The sequence below is a fragment of the Nostoc paludosum FACHB-159 genome, assembly GCF_014698835.1.
GTDB lineage: Bacteria > Cyanobacteriota > Cyanobacteriia > Cyanobacteriales > Nostocaceae > Nostoc > Nostoc paludosum.
This window is the reverse complement of the sequence record NZ_JACJTU010000016.1, coordinates 113,529-130,731: the sequence shown is the minus strand read 5'-3', so window position 1 is coordinate 130,731 and position 17,203 is coordinate 113,529. Positions and strand designations below refer to the sequence as shown.

General features: G+C 39.9%; 14 protein-coding genes. 5 read left to right on the top strand and 9 right to left on the bottom strand.

Annotated elements, in window-relative coordinates; all coding sequences use genetic code 11:
• Positions 1–104: 104 nt before the first annotated feature.
• Positions 105–2,936: a hypothetical protein gene (locus tag H6H03_RS18035; protein WP_313931872.1), complete on the bottom strand. Its 2,832-nt coding sequence runs from the start codon at positions 2,934–2,936 to the stop codon at positions 105–107.
• Between the two features lie 592 nt (positions 2,937–3,528).
• Here H6H03_RS18035 and H6H03_RS18030 point away from each other — a divergent pair.
• On the top strand, positions 3,529–4,977 hold the full coding sequence (locus H6H03_RS18030) for a sensor histidine kinase (RefSeq protein ID WP_190956470.1): 1,449 nt from the start codon (positions 3,529–3,531) through the stop codon (positions 4,975–4,977).
• 557 nt (positions 4,978–5,534) lie between these two features.
• Positions 5,535–6,314 (top strand): hypothetical protein, encoded by a 780-nt coding sequence (locus H6H03_RS18025; protein ID WP_190956469.1) that lies wholly within the window; start codon positions 5,535–5,537, stop codon positions 6,312–6,314.
• Positions 6,315–6,463: 149 nt separating this feature from the next.
• Here the strand turns inward: H6H03_RS18025 and H6H03_RS18020 are convergent, their stop codons facing one another.
• Entirely contained in the window at positions 6,464–7,543 is a 1,080-nt protein-coding gene (locus H6H03_RS18020; protein WP_190956468.1) for a tetratricopeptide repeat protein, read from the bottom strand.
• A 96-nt stretch (positions 7,544–7,639) separates the two neighbouring features.
• Positions 7,640–8,269, bottom strand: coding sequence for a sigma-70 family RNA polymerase sigma factor (locus H6H03_RS18015; RefSeq protein WP_190956467.1), 630 nt, complete (start codon positions 8,267–8,269; stop codon positions 7,640–7,642).
• Between the two features lie 198 nt (positions 8,270–8,467).
• Here H6H03_RS18015 and H6H03_RS18010 point away from each other — a divergent pair, with 198 nt between their 5' ends.
• Together H6H03_RS18010 and H6H03_RS18005 are read left to right on the top strand one after the other, a co-directional pair.
• Entirely contained in the window at positions 8,468–9,064 is a 597-nt protein-coding gene (locus H6H03_RS18010; RefSeq protein ID WP_190956466.1) for a glyoxalase-like domain protein, read from the top strand.
• A gap of 454 nt (positions 9,065–9,518) precedes the next feature.
• Positions 9,519–10,880 (top strand): alkaline phosphatase PhoX, encoded by a 1,362-nt coding sequence (locus tag H6H03_RS18005; protein ID WP_190956464.1) that lies wholly within the window; start codon positions 9,519–9,521, stop codon positions 10,878–10,880.
• A 218-nt stretch (positions 10,881–11,098) separates the two neighbouring features.
• On the opposite strand, the gene H6H03_RS18000 is transcribed toward H6H03_RS18005, so the two are convergent.
• From H6H03_RS18000 to lysS, 4 genes are all read right to left on the bottom strand, one after another.
• The gene (locus H6H03_RS18000) at positions 11,099–11,626 is read right to left on the bottom strand and encodes a hypothetical protein (RefSeq protein WP_190956461.1); all 528 of its coding nucleotides are present in this window, start codon (positions 11,624–11,626) and stop codon (positions 11,099–11,101) included.
• 266 nt (positions 11,627–11,892) lie between these two features.
• Positions 11,893–12,588, bottom strand: a complete 696-nt coding sequence (locus H6H03_RS17995) for a helix-turn-helix domain-containing protein (protein WP_242057896.1) — start codon at positions 12,586–12,588, stop codon at positions 11,893–11,895.
• A complete protein-coding gene (locus H6H03_RS17990; protein ID WP_190956459.1) occupies positions 12,572–12,985 on the bottom strand; it encodes a type II toxin-antitoxin system RelE/ParE family toxin in 414 nt (137 codons plus the stop codon). The genes H6H03_RS17995 and H6H03_RS17990 overlap by 17 nt, the downstream gene beginning before the upstream one ends.
• Positions 12,986–13,158: 173 nt before the next feature.
• Positions 13,159–14,844: a lysine--tRNA ligase gene (gene lysS, locus H6H03_RS17985; RefSeq protein ID WP_190956456.1), complete on the bottom strand. Its 1,686-nt coding sequence runs from the start codon at positions 14,842–14,844 to the stop codon at positions 13,159–13,161.
• 122 nt (positions 14,845–14,966) lie between these two features.
• Between lysS and H6H03_RS17980 the strand changes: the two genes are divergently transcribed.
• Entirely contained in the window at positions 14,967–15,524 is a 558-nt protein-coding gene (locus H6H03_RS17980; RefSeq protein WP_190956454.1) for a Uma2 family endonuclease, read from the top strand.
• Positions 15,525–15,563: 39 nt separating this feature from the next.
• Here the strand turns inward: H6H03_RS17980 and H6H03_RS17975 are convergent, their stop codons facing one another.
• Positions 15,564–15,992, bottom strand: coding sequence for a hypothetical protein (locus H6H03_RS17975; protein WP_190956452.1), 429 nt, complete (start codon positions 15,990–15,992; stop codon positions 15,564–15,566).
• Between the two features lie 98 nt (positions 15,993–16,090).
• Positions 16,091–17,062, bottom strand: a complete 972-nt coding sequence (locus H6H03_RS17970; protein WP_190956449.1) for a M48 family metallopeptidase — start codon at positions 17,060–17,062, stop codon at positions 16,091–16,093.
• Positions 17,063–17,203 lie beyond the last annotated feature (141 nt).

Here is a 17,203-nt window from a genome sequence, read left to right as displayed (position 1 = left end):
AGGTAGGGTGTGTTATGCCGTAGGCTAACGCACCGCAAATAATTCATTCAAGGTGCGTTGCGCTGCGCGACAACGCACCCTACATGTACCACATCTTGCAGCATCTAAAACCTATAACCTCCTTTAATTTGCATATCAAACCCATTTTCGCCCGTACCAATTAGAGACTCTAAAAAAACATTATTATCTGGAAACTGATGTCTAAAAATTAATCCGTAATTTATGCCAGAGACTCGGCTATTTAAACCAACATTTCTCGTGGCATAATTTTTAACATAAGCACCAAGAGAGAAATTTGTACCGAGTCTTTGTAAACCCTTTAATTCATAGAATAAATTTTCACCAAATTCTAGGTTTGCATTAATATTTAAACCCGTGCTAGTGCTGAGTTCACCACTAAATAAGCCTAATAATTCACCATTGCTATTTTCTTGAATATAAGCGATCGCAGGCGCTAAAGAAAAGCTTAAATATTTTTGTTGACGATTAAAGTAATAGCTTAAGACGGCAGACAAAGGATTATTGACATTCGATGCACTATTCCAGTTAACTTGTAACGACGGTACGTGAGTATTGATAGCTACTGGTTTTTTATTTGCATCTAACTGGACATGAGTTTTAATCTGGTTAACCAAAGCAGTAACATATATACCTACAGATGGTTCTGGTAATCCTAAATTATTATTAGAAACTCCTGGTGCTGATTGAGCATCTACATTAAACCAAGTTCCCAGGCTAGCGCTATAGTTTAAATCACCACTGGAACCAGCTGCTAATAATTCGACTGAAGGTAAAGAAAGATAACCATTAAAACCGTTAAAACTCACACCTATGAGGTCAACTCTGGTGAGTTCAAAATAATCGAATGCCAAATCAAATGTCCGGACTGGAAGTGGCACTATAGTATTATCTGCTGAACTAAATTTTTGTACAAATTGTCTGCCTTGGGAATTAGTTAAAATAACTTCAGCGGCACTAGATTCGTTAATGGGACTAATACCAGTATTATTCAAAGGAATTTGATTTCCTATGAAAGTCAAAGGGCCAAATCTTTCATTAGAAAGTCTCAGGGTTGAAAAGAATGTATCGCCTGGATCTAAAAGTTCAATATCTCTTTGTAAAAATTGGACGGCGCGTTTGTGATTTCCTGTTCTCAGTTCTAAGATACTAGAATTATTGGGAGTAATTTTACTCTCAATTGTCATATTACCAGATACTTGTTCCAGGTTACTTGCTGCATTAGAATAGGCTAAAGTACGATTAAGTCTGTTATTAATTTGTCTTCTTTGATTTGGTGTAGACTTTGTATTTAATTCAGCAAAACTTTCTCCATTTTTAAATCTTTCCCGCGCCTCTTTTAAACTTTCATCGATATTATCTATTTTAATTAATTTAAAAATTCCACCTAATGCCAGTCCTAAAGTAGAATTAACTGTTTGTATGCCATCAATATTAAAGTCACTAAAATTAGCTGTAATCGAGAATCCTGGGCTAGCAAAAACATTAGAATAACTGGCACTAATTTTTTCTGGGTCGTATTGAATAATAGTGCGGTTATGAGGATAGCTAGCATATAACCTGTGCCAATCAGAAGTTTTTTGTGGAGCCTGGGATACAACCTCAAATTGGGGGTCTCTTTTGCCAAAAGATACCCAAAATAAAGAATTTAAATAACTTAAGTCTCTCTCAGTTTGTGTGAGATAAGGATTGACTGCTATATTTAATAAATCAGGATTACCAAATCTCCCTCGTTGGGCAATCTTAACGCCTGGTAATGAAGAAACAGGAGCAGTAAAACCAAAACCTTCACCTGTTAAGATATCGCCCCAAAAAATGCCAGCTGCTTCTAGAGCCGAATTAGGAATAATTTCGCCGCGTTCGAGTCTAACATTTCCTCCATCTAATAAAGGCTTTAAATTAGTAGTCGGAAAGGCTTGCAAAATTCGAGGGGTATTAGTAGCATCTAATAAATCAAATAAAGCTTCGCCACCTTGATTACTCAAAGTCGAACCACTGCCAAGATTTGGGGTAGGATTTCTCAAAATTGTGACATTAGGATCTTCAGGATTAACTCCGCTATTAATTATCACTCTCCCAGCAGGTACTCCTTCAGGATTAATTAGTTGCCCTGCTATAGAAACTATAGAAAAATTATCAACTCCAACTTCGCCGATTAACTCGTCAAAATTGACAGGTAAAGCAGTGAGAGATTGTAAACCCCAAAATGCTTGGGTTGATGTCATATTTTGGGTACTGTAATTTTCTCTAGATCTACCTTGGTAAAGAATACCTGCTTGTGTACCTTTAGTTTCAATTACTAATCTATTGTTATCGAGAACCCAGTAAAATTGGTCAGATTCAGGAAATTTTCCATAGGTAAATTTTTCAATAACCTGATTATCTTCAGAAAATCTGATACTTAAATCTGTATCTATATAATTTTCGTCTTGATTTGGCTTAAATAATTGAGGTTTAAAAGTCAGGTTATCTGTAGGATTAGTAATCCAAGGATACCTAGTGGCACTTGCAGTCAGAGCATCAATAATTATTTTCTTTTGGGTTGCTTGGGGTTGTTTTTTTGTTCGACGTAGTTTTTCTATTAGTATTCTTTGCTGGAGTGTATATGGTTTTGGTTGATTTGTATTTGATGGTTTAATTGTATCTGGTTGAGGTTTTTCTTCATCTTCTTCGGGTGGCTTGGGAGGGTTATCTTTATATTCTTCGATTGGGATAACGTCAGCTATTATCGTTCTATGTAACTGTTTTGGCTTGTCTAAATTAGATTTAGCGTTTTTTAAAGCTTGTTTTAAAATTTCTTGACTTTGAGAGTTATTTATTGCATCAGATTTGATTAACGGTCTGTTAGGATTAGCAATTAAATCAACATTGCTTTGATTGTCTACGGTGATGGCGATCGCAGATATTTCAATACACACAATTCTGCAAAAAATCGTTGAAGATAAAAAATATATCCCTATAATTTTTAGCTTCTTTTTGAATCTCATTAGGGAGATATTAACAATTGCCTGAGTTGATTTTTTCAAAGATTTCACAAGAAAAGATGTTTGCAGTTCAAAGTATTTGATATTGGTTAATCTGGGAAATTAATAATTATTTAAAATTCGGATTTATTATTCGTTTATTTGATTCGATGCATTCAACAGTTTTGCAGTAAATATAGATACTCGAAAAAAAAGTTGATTTGTTATCCTGCCTGTAAAGAATAAAATAGGATTCAGCAGATTTACTGCAACAAGAGTGTAATTGTTGAGCAAAAATTCAACCTCAGCAAAATCACCAAAACTCAGATATTTAGGTATTTTTTAGCCGTATAAATACGTAAAGTGAGGATATTCATACCGTTTCTTTGTGAAGCTGCGCCAAACTCTCTCAAACTCTTACCTTGGCGCTCTTCTCTACGAGACGCTACGCGTTGGTGGAAGCCTCTCGTAGAGAAGGCGGTTCGTTAAAAAATTAAATGCATCTTCATACAGAGTTGGTATCAGTCAAAAAAATGGAGTAAAAAATATGTTTCAAGCTACTCGCCGCCGTCTGGCAATTTGGTACACCACCGTAACTGCTGTATTACTACTACTGTTTGCAAGCGGTGTTTATTTATACGTCCGTAGTACACTGATTGAGCGAATTGACGATACCCTTAACCATGTAGTGGAAATAGTAGAGCGATGTTTAACAACAAACCCATGTGCATCTAGACTCATAGTTGAGCCAGTCAATTCCAGCGCTGATAAATTTTTGATGAATGTAGAGGCGAGTTTTCCTGAGAATGCCAACAGCGTAGAAGATGACCACATCGACCTAGAGTGGTTTAATCCCACTGGTGAATTAATTTGGTCAACGCTATCTGAACCTTTAAATATTCCCATTCATGCCAACCGCACTGGTGAAACTGTCCATGTAGTTAAGGCAGAAAAAAATCAAGATAATAATCTGCATTCCCCACTGTTATTACGACAAGTCACACAACGGGTGGAAGTGGGACGGCAAGTATTAGGATATTTGCGTGTTAGTCATCCTTGGTTTGAAGTTACTAAGCCGAGCCGCGAATTTATTTTTGATTTGGCGTTGGGTATTGGGTTAATGCTGGTTTCTGTGGGAGCAAGTGGCTGGTTTCTTTCGGGTAAAGCTATGGAACCAGTTGGCGAGTCTTATCAACGTCTCAAACAATTTACTGCTGATGCTTCTCATGAACTGAGAAGTCCCATTACTTTGATTCAAACCAATGTGCAAGTCGCCCTTGCTGACTTGGAGTTAGCAGAGGCAGAAACTACTGCTTCTGTGCAGTATCGGCAACAGTTAAAGATGGTGGAACGGTTAACACAGCGTTTAGGTAGGTTAGTCAACGATTTACTCTTTTTAGCAAGACAAGATAGTGGTATCAGCAAAGATGCCTTTGCGGCTTGTCCTTTGGATGCTTTGTTGATGGAAGTAATTGAAGAACAACAACTACTATTTCCTGAAAAACAAATTGCTTTGACTCTAGACTTAGTTGACCCTCCCGCCTCGGAAACTAGCCCCAAATTACTAGAAAATTGGTTTACCCTTGTGGGCAATTGGGATCAACTGGTGCGACTGTTCACAAATTTGATTGCGAATGCCTTGCATTACACACCAGCAGGCGGACAGGTGAAAGTAGAATTGGCACGGATAGAGGGAATACATCGCGTTTCTGGGCGACGTTACGCCAGTGGCCAACTGCAAGTTAAAGTGAGTGACACCGGAGTTGGAATTCCACCAGAGGCCTTACCGCGCTTGTTTGACCGCTTTTATCGGGTAGACCCAGCACGCACTCATAGCACTGGGAATAAAGCTACAGCCAGTGTTAGTGGTTCAGGATTGGGATTAGCGATCGCTGCTGCTATTGTCGAACATCACCAGGGTCATATTCAAGTTGAAAGCACCCAAGGTATTGGTACTACCTTTACTGTGACTTTACCAATAACTCTTGAGTCTTAAATTCTCTATTCAATAAATTTGCTTTGATTTTTGAATTTGTTAGGCAGGGAGTGGGTTAAGACGCGATTAACGGCGTCTGTACGGAGTAGGGAATCAGCATTTTTTAGTTGATGGCGAGTTTTTCACCCAATCAAATATCGGTCCGATATTGTTTCTTGTGGCAGATGTAAATGTTTAGCTTTTTTACTAGCGGCATCTGGAAAAACAGAGAAATTAATTAATACCAAAATGCCCAAGCTAAAAATAATCAAAGTATCTACAGTTTTTGAATGGTTGAGCTTTTCAGCCTTCAGAAGTAAATTTTATGTCCAAAAATATATGATTTTCAAGTCTAGAGTTAGATGTAAAACACGTAAATATTTATTAATTTAAAAATGTAATTCAAGAATTTAGAACTCAAAATTCAAAAGTCAGAGGTGTTAAAGAACTAAGATTACATACCGAATTAATATATTTATCTTTCTAAAATCCTGACAAATTTTGAATTCTGATACCTAAATTCTTAACATTTAAAAGTTTTCCAAATCAGCCAACCTAAGTCTTTCTAGGAGTTAATAATGATTAATAATTATCCAGTTTTTCGCAAATCTGCTGAATTTTTAGGTGCTATTTGCGGAGGACTACTAATTACACTGCCAGCGATTCCTCAAGCAGTAGCACAACAATCTACCCCCCGCGTTAACCCTTGTCCTAGTATTTTCTACGAAGAACCACATAACTCTCGCGTTGTGGTTCCCCAAGGATGTCCTCCCAACGCGCTAACCCAAAGACTAGCAGCCCAAGGGCTTCTTCCCGTCCCTGCAACTCCATCACCAGAACAAGCAAGATTAGGTGTCGGTGGTGAAGAATCTCCAGTACCATCACAACCAGGTGCTATTCCACCAAGTCCGGTTCCACCAACTCAAGGGCAAGTACCTCCTACCTCACCACAACCAGGTGCTATTCCACCAAGCCAGGGCCAAGTACCTCCTACATCACCACAACCAGGTGCTACGGTACCTGTACAACCAGCACAAACCCCGAACATTACGATCGCACTCACAAATAGTAGAGTTGATATCAAGTTGGTGAATGACACTGCGGCTAATGTAACTTACCAAGTCATCGGCGATACGGCACCGCGATTGCTACGAGGTAAATCCAGTGTCACACTCCAACGCTTAACCGTACCCGTAAGCGTGACATTCCAACGAGAAGATGGCGGACAACTGACGGTAACTCCACAAACCTCATCAGAAGCAGGAACCTTAGAAGTTACATTTAACGAAACTGCCGATGCAAGTCAAGGTAGAAGTGCCTTGAGAATTGAGCAAAACGGTTCAGTGTTCTTTAATTAAAAGAGAATTGAGGATTAGTTAGGAGTTAGGAGTTAGGAGTGAGGAGTTAGTTATATGGCAACGTGTTAGGCTAAAGCCATAACGCACGCTACTTAAGAGCTACTCCTAAACCAAACTCCAAACTCTTAACTCCTAACTCCTAACTTTATTCACCGCCTGAGCATTTTAGTCAGTTTATCCAGCAATAGCACTTCTTGTTTGCTGTCTTCTAATTTTCGCGCCAGTATAATCGCTCTTTCGTAAAAATTACGAGCAGTTGGGTAATTACCTAACTGCTCGTATAATTGAGCATAGGATTCAAAAGATTTTAATTCTTCTCGCACATTTTGTAATTCTTTGGCAAGTATTAAACGCTCTTGTAATAAATCAAAAGCGCGTTGGTGGCGACCGGCAGCACTGTGAGCTGTAACTAAACCATCAATTGCTCGTAATTCATTAGTGCGATCGCGATTAATTTTAGCAATCTGCATCGCTGCACCATAAGTACCAATGGTATCTTGATAATTTCCCGATGCTAAATAAGCCTCACCTAAATTATTTAAGGTGTTCGCCTCACCAATGGCATCACCAGTTTGACGCCGAAAAATTAAAGCATTCTCATATAATTTAATTGCTTTATTATAATCTCCCAACCTCGCTGTGGCTAATCCTAAATTACTCAAAGATAGTCCTTGACCTTCAATATTTTTGACATTCTGAGCAATTGTAAGTGCCTCTTGGGCAGTTTTGCCAGCAGCGACAAATTCTCCTTCTTGTAATAGAAATGTCGCAATATTATTCAGAACAAAAATCTGAGATTGAAAATCTTTAGTATCACGAGCGATGGCTAATCCTCGCCGTAAAGCATCTTCCGCTTCTTTTGGACTACCTAGCTGGATATAAGCCTTAGCAAGCAAATTATAAGCCAAACCCTGGGCTTTCAGGTCGCCAATTGAGTGGTATAGTTCTAGTGCCCGCAGGCAAGAGGCAATTGTTTTGTTAGCATACCCAGAGGCATATTGTTGTTCGCCGATACGCAGTAAACTGTCTGCTTCATCTCTCGATTGTCGCCCAACGGAACTATTTAAAGGACGGTGGAGTTGTTCGGTAATATCAACCGCACCCGCCGCTATGGGAGTCAGCAAAAAAGTAAACAATAAAAAGCCGTGCAAAAATACTTGACGCTGAAAAATCCCAGTTACATCAACTAAGTCTACCTTGTGCCTTGGAAATACAAGCTGTTGTCTCATAAAACTTACCCATCAAATTGCAGGCTTAAGTAGAAGGTCTAAAGTGAAGTTTTAATTTTAATTTGAAGACAACTAATACTCGCATTTATACGTAAGCTACGCTTGAGCAAAATCTTCACCAAGATAAATAGCACGAATATCTGTGGGTAATTTGTCCTCTAGCATACGATAGCCTTCTTGGAGAAAATTGGCTACTTCGTTAGGGGCGATCGCTTCTCCTTCAGCTTGCAAATAAGCAGCAATTCTAGTGTCACTCCAATGAAAAGTTTGAGACATCAACACAATTAAGCGCAGAATTGGAGGTAATTGATCTAATGCTTGTTCTACATAGCACCATAGCGGCGGCGAAGTTGCCTCTAAAGAATAATGGATTGCTTCTGTGGGTGGTACTTTAATCTCGTTAATACAAAAAGCAGTCATGTTAATTAACCAATTTTGCATGGTTAAGGTTTCTTGGTTCGATTCACCACGAGTTAAATTTAATCCGCCGAGTTCGTAGTAGATATGTCGCCAAGTGAGGGCAAACAGATAATCTGCTTGCACAGGCGATCGCGCCGAATGCCGAATTAAGGTATACACTATGGGGCTATAGCGGCAAAAAATCACTGTAAAATACTTGCCAGCATCAGGATACTGCTGAAACAGAGTCAGTAATTCATCGTCACTATGATGAAACAGTGACTTAACCAGGGGGTGATTAGCTTCAGGAAAAGAAGGAATTTGCATCAGCCTTTAGATTGATAGTTGTTAAAAATAATTTTGGCAATTGCACTCTTGTAGTTAATCGCATAATATCTTGGTGTTGCTCAAGTTGTAGCCCCAGACTCAGACTAGTTAAATATTGATAAACTAAAAACAAGGACTTGATTTTAGTCTTAATCGACAATCATAAAAGCCTCTCCCTTATAGAATCCTTATTTGTTCATGGTTATAGCAGTTAGCGTGATATCGTTCCTTTTCAGTCCCCTTACTTTAGCCTCCTTTTTGCCCTCCCTGCCTTTGGATAGCCTCTTCTCCACCCAAGGGATCATGGTGATGCTGTTGGCGGCTTATGCTGGTGCCATGTGGATGTTCCTCACCAGTGCGCCAAAAGTACACACTGTGATGGTGTCAGATTTGGAGATTGCCCGACAGCTGTATGAAGGGCTGCTAGATTTGCCAGCAGCGGAAGTGCCTTTGCACTACTACTACAACTACGAACAAACCATAGGTGCAACTGGAATCGATCCGCTTTATATGTCTACCTCACCGAGTTTGTCTAGCAAAACGATGAATAATGGCAGTGAAGGACTGTGGTATCAATTGAAGAAAAATACCCAGCTACACGTCATTACTGGTGCAAGTTTAGGTAGCAAAAATCAGCAACGTCACGTCTGCTTTGACCACGAATGTCTGGAAATGATTTTAATGCGAGTGGAAGTGCGCGGTTTAAAATTCAAGATTCGTAACAGCAAGCCCCTGAATTTTTTGGTCAAGGACTATGAAGGCCGGATTATTGAACTAGCTGAAGTAGCGAATTAGTTCTTCAAAATTTTAGATGATTTCAGATTGGGTGGGGCAATTCGCTTCACCCAATATTTGTTTTTGGATTTTCGATTTTGGTACAGCGTTACTACAAGCAGTGTAAATAAACTACGCGATCGCTCAAAATCTTCAAAGGCTTTTTTAAATCTATTTAATATTACTTAAATACGCTGTTATCAGATGTTCATATTCATATTCTGTATCCCCAAATTCTTGTTGCATATTAATTTCAATAACACTTAGTAATGCTTAATCAAAAAATTATGCAAACTTATCCAATAATTCTTCAGCTAAATCCGCCAGCTAAATTTCATTAAATTCATCACTTATTGCCAGTTGAATAGTTCTTGAATAACCCGCAGTTAAACCAGCCATTATCTAAGCTTAATGTGAATCAAATAACTTTTCAGTGAATCCGCTGGATTATCAAGAAAAAAGACTAAGCAGAAGAATGGCATTTTCAAGACGTAGATTTCTCTCCATAGCTGGTGCTAGCGCGGCTGGTGTTTCAATGCTTTCGCCCTTGGAAGCTTTATATGCTAGGGCTGCTCGTGGTCAAGTTGCACGAGGAATTGGTTATGGCCCCTTAGAAGCGAAACTGGCTGAAAATGCAGGTGAACTTGTTGGTGTTGCTTTTAATGGTGTTGAGTTGAGCACAAACCCCGTGTTGGAACTTCCTCCCGGTTTTAACTACACCGTAATTTCATATACAGGCCAATTCATGGATGATGGGAACAAAGTACCAGGCGCTCATGATGGCATGGCTGCTTTTCCCGGCCCTAACAACAGGACAATTCTGGTACGAAATCACGAGTTAAATCCGACTCCTAATGGTGCTGTTGCACGTCCGGAATTTGTGTATGACCAAATTGGGGGAGGTACAACAACTATTGTTGTTGGCCCCGATCGTCGAGTAGAAAAACATTTTGTGTCTCTGGCGGGGACTATTCGTAACTGCGCTGGTGGGCCGACTCCTTGGGGTTCTTGGGTTAGCTGTGAAGAGACTCTGACTATTGCTGCCAAAAGGCATGGCTATAATTTTGAGGTTCCTGTAACATCTGAGATTAAGGTTGCCGACCCAGTTCCCCTGGTAGCAATGGGTCGCTTTAACCACGAAGCGATCGCAGTCGATCCGGCAACTGGATGGGTATACCAAACTGAAGATGATGGAACTAGCTCCTTCTATCGCTTCATTCCAAATGAATATGGCAACCTCCGAAGTGGTGGAACCCTTGAGGCGCTGGTCATTGACGGAAAGTTTAGAGTGAATACTCGGACGAATTTCGCTCAATATAAAAACCAACCACTACCAGTCAGTTGGGTAAAAATAGGGAATGTCGATCCTGGTCCGAATGAAACTCCCGTGAAGACTCAGGCACAAAATAATGGTGCGGCGATCTTCTCACGCGGTGAAGGTTGTTGGTATGGCAATGGGTTGGTCTACTTTACCTGTACCAATGGTGGCAATGTAGGACAAGGACAAATTTTTGCTTATAACCCTAGCAACGATACTATCACGCTAGTTGTGGAGTCTACTGGTATTGAGGAACTTAATGCCCCTGATAACGTTACTGTAGCTCCGTTTGGAGACCTCTTTGTGTGTGAAGATGGTAGCGGTATAGAATACGTTCAGGGCGTTAACCAACGAGGTGAAGTGTATCGCTTCGCAGCAAACGCTATACCTGCTCCCTTTAATGGCAGTGAATTTGCTGGTGCTTGCTTCTCCCCGGATGGTAAAACATTATTTGTCAATATCCAAAGTCCAGGAATTACCTGTGCGATTTGGGGCCCTTGGACACGTCGTCGCAGCTAAATTCCATGCCTCTGGTGAACTACAGAAAATAACTTTTAGTAGTCCAACAGTGAAATAAAATTAGGCAATAAATTTTTGGTTGGTGTATTAGGGTTTGAGGTGTTGAGAATTTTACTCATACCTTACTTACACCCACAATGCAACATCAAATCAAGATATAAAATGTCTTACAGTTATTCTTATTTATAACTGTAAGATTTTCCTATATGAATATTTGATTATGGCTTTGGTGATAAAAATTGGCACTTTAGCAGATTTTTTTTGAATATATCTGATACTAAATTACAAACTTTTACTATATTTTCTAATATTTCACAATAGTCAAATTTCATTTTTGTTATTCTATTTTTTTTGATATAAAAAGAAATTCTATTATTTTGATTTTTTGCCCACTCTATAGCAAATTCTTCATAAGAATAAACTTTTAAAGCATCCTGATAAGCTAATAATGCTTTTTCCAAATTCTCTATTTGATCGCCATAAATACGGTTTCCATAGGCAGTTCCCAAATTCATTTTAGATATACCCCAAAACTTATGACAATTATCAAAATTAAAAATAATTTCAATAACCTCGTAACAGGCAATTGCAATATCTAAATTGTTAGCTATGTTTCCATGTGGAAATTGTGCAATTAATACACCAAAATTACCAATAACACCTGCTAGTGCTTGATCCGCCTTGTATGAGCTTTCTTCAGCAAAGTAATAAGTAATTTTTAGTCCAATGACGCAACAATTCAGCAAAATTTAAACTGAGTTTATCTAAATTATCTTGCAAGAAAGGATAAATTACCTTAGTACGCTAAACCAGGATCTATAACAGATGCTTTCTGTATGAGTAATCTTAATAGTTGTTTAATTTCTTGGGCTTGCAAATAATGATAAACCTCAAAACTGGAGTTACTCGCTGGAATTTTTAAGATTATTTTATCAGTCTAAGCAATGGGTGTAAAATTCCCCGTCTTAAGATTGGAGATATAGCACCAAGCTAGACTATAGTCTGTACCAGTTTAAATATCTGCCAATCTCTCCAGCAATTCTTCAGCTAAATCTAATAACTCAATTTCATCAAATTCATCGCTAGTTCCCCGATTCATTTGTCCACCCGTCACATTAGCAGCCAACACATTTTTCACAGCAAAAATTCTATCTTCTTCTTCAGATAAACTAAGACATTTTTCCAATTGAGCCGCAACTTCTTGGATTGTCCTTGTACCCAAACGCTCTCTAACTTTCACTGCTGTCGGATCGTTACTTTCCAAGAATTTAACCACATCATCCCCACCAGAAAACTTCTTAACGGCTACACGCACATATTCCCGCACGCTCATGTTTGCCGCCAATGCCTTTTGGAAAACTACATCTGGTACATCTACTAGCAATACACCTTCGTTATCGCTGGCTTGATATAAGTCATCCCCTTGTTTGACGGCTACCAGTAAATCTGCGCCCAAAGCATGTAAATAGTGCAACACTGATTCTAACTCATGTTCTTTTAAAGCTGACTCCAATTTGGACACCGCCGCCTGCTTTACTCCCAGCTTTTCTGCTAGCTGTGCCTGAGTCAATCCTGATTTATTACGTATTTCCCGCATAGCATCGGTAAGATATAGCCGCAGGTACTCTAACTTACCCGCCAAAATCACCTCTGGGTCATCGCTTACCTTTTGCTGCAACCAAGCTTGAAAATTAGGCTTTTTCATCATTCCTCTGCTGCAATTCACGTAATCTTACTCTTGCAGGTTCTTTGTCTCTATCTTTGATAGCGTCGTCATATTTTTTCATAAAGGCGTGCAGCACCACGAAACGCCCAGGTGTAGCAGCCGTTAAGATAAAGCGTGGATTATGTTCGCTCTTAGTCATCCGTAACTCATACAAGTCATCTTCCAGCTTCTCAAATATGCCACTGGTAAGTGATGCGAGTCCTTTGTTACAGAGGTAGCCAAGATTAACTTGCAGACGCCTGGTTTCGGAAGCACTTAGTAATGGTTTTGGTGGATTTTCTGGTTGTTCCTCTTCAGGAATCATCCTGATGAAAAAAGCAAGCAAATCTTTGGGGATTTCCCCATTGACATCTTGATAAAGTTCCCAAGTCCAAGTCACTTCCTACCTCACAGCATAATATTCTTTATAAAGAATGTCAATTGTGTTATTCTTTAAAAAGAATATTATATAGTAAAAGTAAGTGCGAGTTAGGTAAAAAAAGAAATAGTCATAAAAATGGTGCGTTAGGCTAAAGCCACAACGCACCCTACTGTTGAATGCTAGTTAGTGCCTCAACTCAATTGTTCATACTTGAATTTCCCCTTAATAAACTTGTTAAAATATTGACCTTTGGACGGTGCATTATCTAAGCTTTCCTTAATACTAGAAGGTACTTTGAAATACTCGTAAACACTTCCGCTATCAAATTCAATAGTTAGTGTTTGAGTTTTTTCATCGTGGCTAAATTGCTTAATAAGGCTACCTTCAGGCTTGAGTAGGGGGAAGGCAATTACATCGCGAATGCTGGGAGAATCAGTTAGTAACATTACTAAGCGATCAATCCCAATTCCTAAACCACCAGTAGGCGGCATACCATATTCCAAAGCTGCCAAAAAGTCTTCGTCTACACCATGCGCTTCTAAATCACCAGCGGCTTTTCTAGCAGATTGCGCTTCTAAACGTTCTCTTTGGTCAATGGGATCGGTAAGTTCTGAGAAGCTATTACCAGTTTCTCGCCCTACTATGAATAACTCAAATCTTTCCACCAAACCAGGTTGAGAACGGTGGGGTTTTGCTAACGGCGAAATTTCTACCGGGTAATCAATTACAAAGGTAGGCTGAATTAACTTTTCTTCTACCTTTTGTTCAAAGGCTTCATTTAAGAGTTTGCCAATGGATTGCACATCATCTATTGCTTCCAATCCAGCATTTTTACTTGCTGTTTTTGCTTCTTCCAAAGTTTGGAAAGAACTGAAATCTAATCCCGTAAACTCTTTAACTAAATCGTTCATCGTCACCCGCCGCCAAGGTGGTGTTAAATCTATGGATTCACCTTGGTAACTAATTTGTAGGGTGCCGAGTACCTCTTGGGCAACAGTGGTAATAATCCCTTCTGTTAGCGCCATCATATCGTTGTAGTCGGCGTAGGCTTGGTAAATTTCAATTGTTGTAAATTCGGGATTGTGTCGAGTCGAAATTCCCTCATTGCGGAAAATTCGCCCTAATTCAAACACCTTTTCAAATCCACCCACAATTAATCGCTTCAGATGGAGTTCTGTGGCAATTCGCAGATACAACTCCATTTCTAAAGTGTTGTGGTAAGTGATAAATGGGCGTGCATCTGCACCCCCAGCTTCACTTTGTAAAACTGGCGTTTCAATTTCTAGAAAATCCCGCTGTTCCAAATAGCGACGAATACCGGCAGTGATTTGGGCGCGACGGCGGAAAGTTTGCCGCACTTCGGGGTTAACAATCAAATCAACGTAGCGCTGACGGTAGCGCTTGGCAACATCCGTTAATCCATGCCACTTGTCGGGTAGGGGCAACAGAGATTTAGTCAGGATGGTGTATTGTTTGACGTAGACAGATAACTCGCCCTTTTCAGTCCGTTTAATAGTACCTTTAGCTCCCAGGATGTCACCTGCATCTGTGAGTTGTTTCAAGTGATTGAACGCATCGGCATCAATCTCTGCCATGCCTTCTTGGATGCGATTTTTCTCTAAATAAAGCTGAATCGTGCCGGTTTCATCTTGCAAGGTGAAGAAAGCCAATTTACCGAAAACCCGACGCGCCATAATGCGTCCTGCTATGGCAACTTCTAAATCAACTTCCTCACCACTGGCTAAATCGGCAAATTGTTCTTGCAACTGCGCTGCGTGATGGGTGGATTCCCAACGATAGGCGTAGGGATTAGTGCCTAACTGCTTTAGCTGGTCTACTTTTTCCAGCCTCGCGGCACGGAGATCTTCTTCCGACATGTTAACGAACTAAATAGGGCAAGATTAATTATAGATGCTGCAAAAGTTGGCAGTGAGACATAATCGCCTAAAACTCATGTGCGTAGGCGTAGCCCACCGTAGGTATCGCCAAACCAAATACAATGACACAAACTAGAGTCCGCTTGTGGAATATAGATGAATATCACCGGATGCTTGAGACGGGTATTATCGCAGCCGATGAACGGGTGGAACTGATAGAAGGGCAAGTTATCCCCATGAGTGCCAAAAATCCGCCACACGCAGCCACAACCCTATGTGCATCTGATTATCTCAAGCGGCTGCTAGCAGAAGTCGCCCTAGTTCGCGTACAAGACCCTATTCAATTAACCCAATATTCGGAACCTGAACCAGACATTGCTGTTGTCCGAATTGATGCGCGAAAGTATATTAATCATCATCCTGCACCGAATGAAATCTTTTTACTCATTGAGGTGGCGGATACAACATTAGATGGCGATCGCAAACAAAAAGCGCCTCTTTATGCTAAAGCCGGAATTACTGACTACTGGATTTTAGATGTGAATCAGCGTCAGGTTTATGTTTTCCGGGAACCTGGCTTAGAAGGCTACAATCTAGAATTTATTTTGCCAGAAGATGCAACGTTATCGTCGATCGCATTTCCAGAAATTGAAATTCAGATTAGTCAACTGTTTCCATAAGTGTGGCGATCGCCAACATTTTACTCTAGAAATCAAACTTTATTTTTGATTTACTTTTAGCAAATACCGAGATAGAATCGCCTTCATTTTCAAGTTAGTAAACTTCTGTATTGCGTCTACTAATTCTTGCTGTTCTGGTTGTAAATTGAGTTTTTTTAGAGCTTGATTGATATCATTACCAGCGCGGAGATTGCGAGCAAGTTGGGCACGCTGGGATGAGTTTAATACTGCCTGAATTTCCTTATTTCGTCTCTGACGTATACCCTGGAGTTGTTGGCGTTGTTGGGGAGTCAGGTTAATCTCTGAAATTGAGTTAGAATCGCTGGTAGCTTTAATAGTTTTGGCGACAAGAATACTAGAATTAGTATTTAGTTGAACGGGTGCAGCTAAAGCAATTCCCTGCATAAATAGAATAAAAGCAAGGATATTAGATAACACAAAAAGCCGTTTTGTCAAGAGAATTGCCATATTGAAAAATGCTTAATTTAATACTCGGATATGGGTATGGGGATTGGGGCATTGGGCATTAGTATTTTTTCCTTATTTCCCCATCTCCCCGCTCCCTTTTAAGAATTATTATCAGGCCTTTTCATTCTGTTAATTTCGCGTTGTAATTCTTCAATTTGGCGGCGCAAAGTTTCTTTTTCATTTTCGGAAGAATCTGCGGGAACATTTACAGCTCCTGAGGCGGGCGATCGCTGGTAGTTTCCTCGGCGAATTTGCTGATATTCTTCTGATACTGCCCACTGCTGTAAGTAGTGCAAGCGCTCTACAGGAAAAGGATGAGTTGGCATTCCACCTTGAAACCCAGTGTACATTAAGAATTTATACACTTGGTTGAGTCCATCTTCATCAAGTGCTTGATAATTTTCAGACTGCTTAATAAATTCTTGTAAACTGCATTCATTGGCATATTTGATACTACCGCCTGTGACTTTCATCATCGAAGTCATTACAGTATTTAAGTCATCTATAACTAATAAAGCGGCGCGATCTGACGATAGCTCAGCTTTACGTCGCCATTCGTAAAAAGCCAGCAACAAACCCTGACTAACAAAATCACCAATGCCAAAGGTTAATTCCCCAACTCTAGAAGCGACACTCCTCGCCCATATCGCCATTTGAATTAAAATAGTATGACCACATTTAATATGCCCCAGTTCATGGGCTAGCACCGCCCTAATTTCGACTTCGTTTAGTAAGTCTAATGTACCTGTATTTATGACTATGTAAGGATGCTCTTGTCCAAGTGCGTAGCTATTAGCTTGGGAATTTTGCTCAACAAACAGTGCGGGTTCTGGATAAATGTCCAAATCTCGCACGCATTCCCGAAAAATCTGGTAGATGGTGGAATATTGACGCGGCCCGACTTGGATGGTGTTGCCCATTAAATAAACTAACTGAGGGCGTTCAGCGAAAAATTCCACAAATTTACGGGCCAAAAAATCAAATCCCGGTAAATTACGTAAAGCTTGCTCAGCTTGGCTATCCAGGGGATGCCTGAAGGCTTCGCTGGAAATTCCTGTGTAGGTTGGCATAATTAGGTAATTGGTGATTGGTCATTAGTCATTGGTCATTGGTCATTAGTCATTAGTCATTAGTTTTAGACAAAGAACAAATGACAAAGCCCAAAGTTAAAAGCTAAGGCTTCCTTATATTCAGACGCCAGTTGCTATCCT

Excerpts from the sequence above, each read along its gene's own strand:
- H6H03_RS18030 (WP_190956470.1), top strand. The coding sequence starts at position 3,529 with ATGTTTCAAGCTACTCGCCGCCGTCTGGCAATTTGGTACACCACCGTA.
- H6H03_RS18025 (WP_190956469.1), top strand. The coding sequence starts at position 5,535 with ATGATTAATAATTATCCAGTTTTTCGCAAATCTGCTGAATTTTTAGGT.
- H6H03_RS18020 (WP_190956468.1), bottom strand. The coding sequence starts at position 7,543 with ATGAGACAACAGCTTGTATTTCCAAGGCACAAGGTAGACTTAGTTGAT.
- H6H03_RS18015 (WP_190956467.1), bottom strand. The coding sequence starts at position 8,269 with ATGCAAATTCCTTCTTTTCCTGAAGCTAATCACCCCCTGGTTAAGTCA.
- H6H03_RS18010 (WP_190956466.1), top strand. The coding sequence starts at position 8,468 with ATGGTTATAGCAGTTAGCGTGATATCGTTCCTTTTCAGTCCCCTTACT.
- H6H03_RS18005 (WP_190956464.1), top strand. The coding sequence starts at position 9,519 with ATGGCATTTTCAAGACGTAGATTTCTCTCCATAGCTGGTGCTAGCGCG.
- H6H03_RS17995 (WP_242057896.1), bottom strand. The coding sequence starts at position 12,588 with ATGATGAAAAAGCCTAATTTTCAAGCTTGGTTGCAGCAAAAGGTAAGC.
- lysS (WP_190956456.1), bottom strand. The coding sequence starts at position 14,844 with ATGTCGGAAGAAGATCTCCGTGCCGCGAGGCTGGAAAAAGTAGACCAG.
- H6H03_RS17980 (WP_190956454.1), top strand. The coding sequence starts at position 14,967 with ATGACACAAACTAGAGTCCGCTTGTGGAATATAGATGAATATCACCGG.
- H6H03_RS17975 (WP_190956452.1), bottom strand. The coding sequence starts at position 15,992 with ATGGCAATTCTCTTGACAAAACGGCTTTTTGTGTTATCTAATATCCTT.
- H6H03_RS17970 (WP_190956449.1), bottom strand. The coding sequence starts at position 17,062 with ATGCCAACCTACACAGGAATTTCCAGCGAAGCCTTCAGGCATCCCCTG.